Below are 2776 nucleotides of genomic sequence, written 5' to 3' on the forward strand. Positions count from 1 at the left end.
GTCTGGGAAGGCGGGATGAGTTTCCATGGTGGCTTCCTTGGGGTCTGTTTGGCCGTCATTGGCACCGCACTTGGGCGCAAGAAGTCCATTCTCTCCTTGGGCGACGCCGTGGCCATTGTCTCTCCCATTGGCTTGTTCTTGGGTCGTATGGCGAATTTCATCAATCAAGAACTCTATGGACGGGTCACAGACGTGCCATGGGGCTTTATCTTCCGCACCGATCCTGAAGGCCTGACGCGTCACCCCAGCCAGCTTTATCAAGCCGCGCTGGAAGGCATTGTGCTGTTCATCGTGTTGCAAGTAGCGGTTGCGCGCTTTGGTATTTTGAAGCGCCCCGGCCAAGCTGCGGGCCTATTCGTCGGGGGCTATGGGGTGGCGCGCCTGATTGGTGAGCAATTCCGCGAACCCGATGCGGCATTAATCCTCGGCTTCACCCATGGGGAATTTTATTCCTTCCCCATGGTGGCGTTCGGGATTGGGCTGTTTATTTGGGCCAGCCTGCGGGCGGGTAAAGCCAAGTCCGAACCGGCAGGCTAAGGGCTGTGAGCACGCCAGAGCGGCCACCGCCTACCGGGCTTGAAACCCGCTTGGCGGCGATGATTAAGGCCTGTGGCCCCATCAGCGTCGATGCCTTCATGGCGCACGCACTTTATGACCCCCAAGCGGGCTATTATGCCACGCGCTTGCCCTTGGGCTCACGCGGGGACTTTATCACCAGCCCGGAAATCAGTCAGATTTTTGGCGAACTAATCGGTCTTTGGGTTGCACAAAGCTGGCTGGACCTCGGCAGCCCCGCCCCCTTTCAGCTGATCGAATTGGGGCCGGGGCGGGGAACCCTGATGGCCGATATGTTGCGTGTGTGCCAACGCGTACCGGGCTTTATGGCTGGGCTGCAACTCCATCTGGTCGAAACAAACCCCGGCCTGCGCGAAGCTCAACAAACCGCGCTGGGCAGCCATCCCGCGCGCTGGCATGACAGCCTTGAAGACGTGCCGCCGGGCGCCAGCTTCATCATCGCCAATGAGTTTCTCGACTGTTTGCCGATCCGCCAATATGTCCGAGGCGAGCAAGGCTGGCACGAGAAGCTTGTGGGGGTCGATGCTGAGGGTCGCCTGACTTTTGGCCTTGGCCCGCTTCTGCCAATGCCACCCCCATGCGCGCATCGCGATGACGGCGTGGGGGCCGTGCGAGAGGAAGCGCCGGGCCTTGCCGGCCTCGTTGATCACCTCAGTCAGCGCCTGCACACAGGCTGTGGCCGCGCCCTTCTGATTGACTATGGCGATCTGAGTGGGCAGCCGGGCGATAGTTTCCAAGCGCTCTACCGCCACCAAAAAATCCATCCACTCGACCATGTTGGCGAAGCAGACCTTACTGCCCATGTCAATTTTAAAGCCCTGATTTCTTTGGCGAAAGCCAGCGGTCTTGGCGCATCTGGCCCGGTAACCCAACGGGAGTTTTTGCAAAGCCTTGGTATAGAAGCCCGTCGCGATGCCCTCATTCGTGCAAACCCCCACTGCGAATCTGAGCTGACTCGCAGTGTGGAAAGACTGATTGGAGAGGCGCATATGGGCGGGCTGTTCCATGTGGTGGCCCTTGAGTCTCCCCTCAACACCGCCCATGGTCCACCCATTGGACTTTAACCGACCATGTCAGACGTCGCCGCACCCCTCTCCCCCACACTGCCATCTGAAGAAATTATCTTTGAACTCGCCCCTGTGCGCTCAGCCATGCTGTCGCAATTGGCAGGGTTCGAACATGGCTTTTATGGTCGCGTGGGTGGGGTCTCTTCCGGCATTTATGAGAGCCTGAATTCTGGCCCCGGCTCCAACGATGATCCAGCCAATGTGGCTGAGAATCGTCGCCGCATCGCCAGCCATATTGGCGTCTCGCCCGACCGTTTGTTGTCCGCCTATCAAGTCCATGGGGCAGACGCTTTGATGGTGGATGGCCCATTCCAAGGCGAGCGCCCACAAGTTGATGCATTGGTGACGCGCTGCCCGTCGGTCGCCCCTTCGGTTTTAACAGCCGATTGCGCCCCAATCTTGTTTGCTGACCCTGCCGCACGCATTGTGGCTGCTGCCCATGCCGGTTGGAAGGGCGCGATTGGCGGCATTTTGGAAGCCACGATTGCCAAGATGGTCAAGCTCGGCGGCTCCCCTGCCCGCATCGTGGCCGCCGTCGGGCCTTGTATTGCCCAAGCGAGCTATGAAGTTGGCCCTGAATTTGTGGCCACCTTCATCCAAGCCGACCCAGCCAACGAGCGATTCTTCATCCCCGGCAGAGACGATCGCTCGCTTTTTGACCTGAAGCGCTATTGCGCAGCCCGCTTGCGGGCCGCGGGTTTAGGCGCAGTTGATGTGCTGCCGCATGACACGTGCGCGGAAGAATCGCACTTCTTCTCGAACCGTCGACGCAATCTGGCTGGTGAAGCCGATTACGGACGAAATTTGTCTGCCATTCGTATCGTCCGATAGCATCACAAAGGCTTGCGCGCGGGGCGCTCTCTGCTTAATCGACCGCTCAGGCAATCACGTCGCGTCATGACGTCGATTGGCGCTTGGGACGGGGATTGATCACCATGAAATTGCTTGCAGGCAACGCCAACCAGCCTTTGGCATCCTCCATCGCCGATTATCTCGATGTGCCCCTGACGCGCGCCCAAGTTCGCCGCTTTGCGGATAATGAGATTTTCGCGACCATTGATGAAAATGTGCGCGGGGAAGACGTCTTCATCATCCAATCGACCAGCGCACCAGCCAATGACCATTTGATGGAA

The 2776-nt window shown here is 59.0% G+C and carries 4 protein-coding genes; all 4 read left to right on the top strand.

Annotation, left to right across the window (positions count from 1 at the left end; all coding sequences use genetic code 11):
- The coding region (gene lgt, locus IOB61_RS01470; RefSeq protein ID WP_290811132.1) for a prolipoprotein diacylglyceryl transferase at positions 1–537 on the top strand (537 nt) is incomplete at its 5' end.
- Positions 538–542: 5 nt separating this feature from the next.
- Positions 543–1640: an SAM-dependent methyltransferase gene (locus IOB61_RS01475; RefSeq protein ID WP_290811135.1), complete on the top strand. Its 1098-nt coding sequence runs from the start codon at positions 543–545 to the stop codon at positions 1638–1640.
- Positions 1641–1646: 6 nt separating this feature from the next.
- Positions 1647–2474 carry a peptidoglycan editing factor PgeF gene (pgeF, locus tag IOB61_RS01480; RefSeq protein ID WP_290811138.1) on the top strand — a complete coding sequence of 276 codons (828 nt, stop codon included), beginning with the start codon at positions 1647–1649 and terminating at the stop codon, positions 2472–2474.
- 104 nt (positions 2475–2578) lie between these two features.
- A partial coding sequence (locus IOB61_RS01485) for a ribose-phosphate pyrophosphokinase-like domain-containing protein (RefSeq protein WP_290811141.1) occupies positions 2579–2776 on the top strand: 198 nt, incomplete at its 3' end.

The sequence above is a fragment of the Aquidulcibacter sp. genome, assembly GCF_020253525.1.
In the GTDB taxonomy this organism is placed as follows: domain Bacteria; phylum Pseudomonadota; class Alphaproteobacteria; order Caulobacterales; family Aquidulcibacteraceae; genus Aquidulcibacter.

Coding starts and splice junctions, on each gene's coding strand:
- pgeF (WP_290811138.1), top strand. CDS start 1,647: ATGTCAGACGTCGCCGCACCCCTCTCCCCCACACTGCCATCTGAAGAA.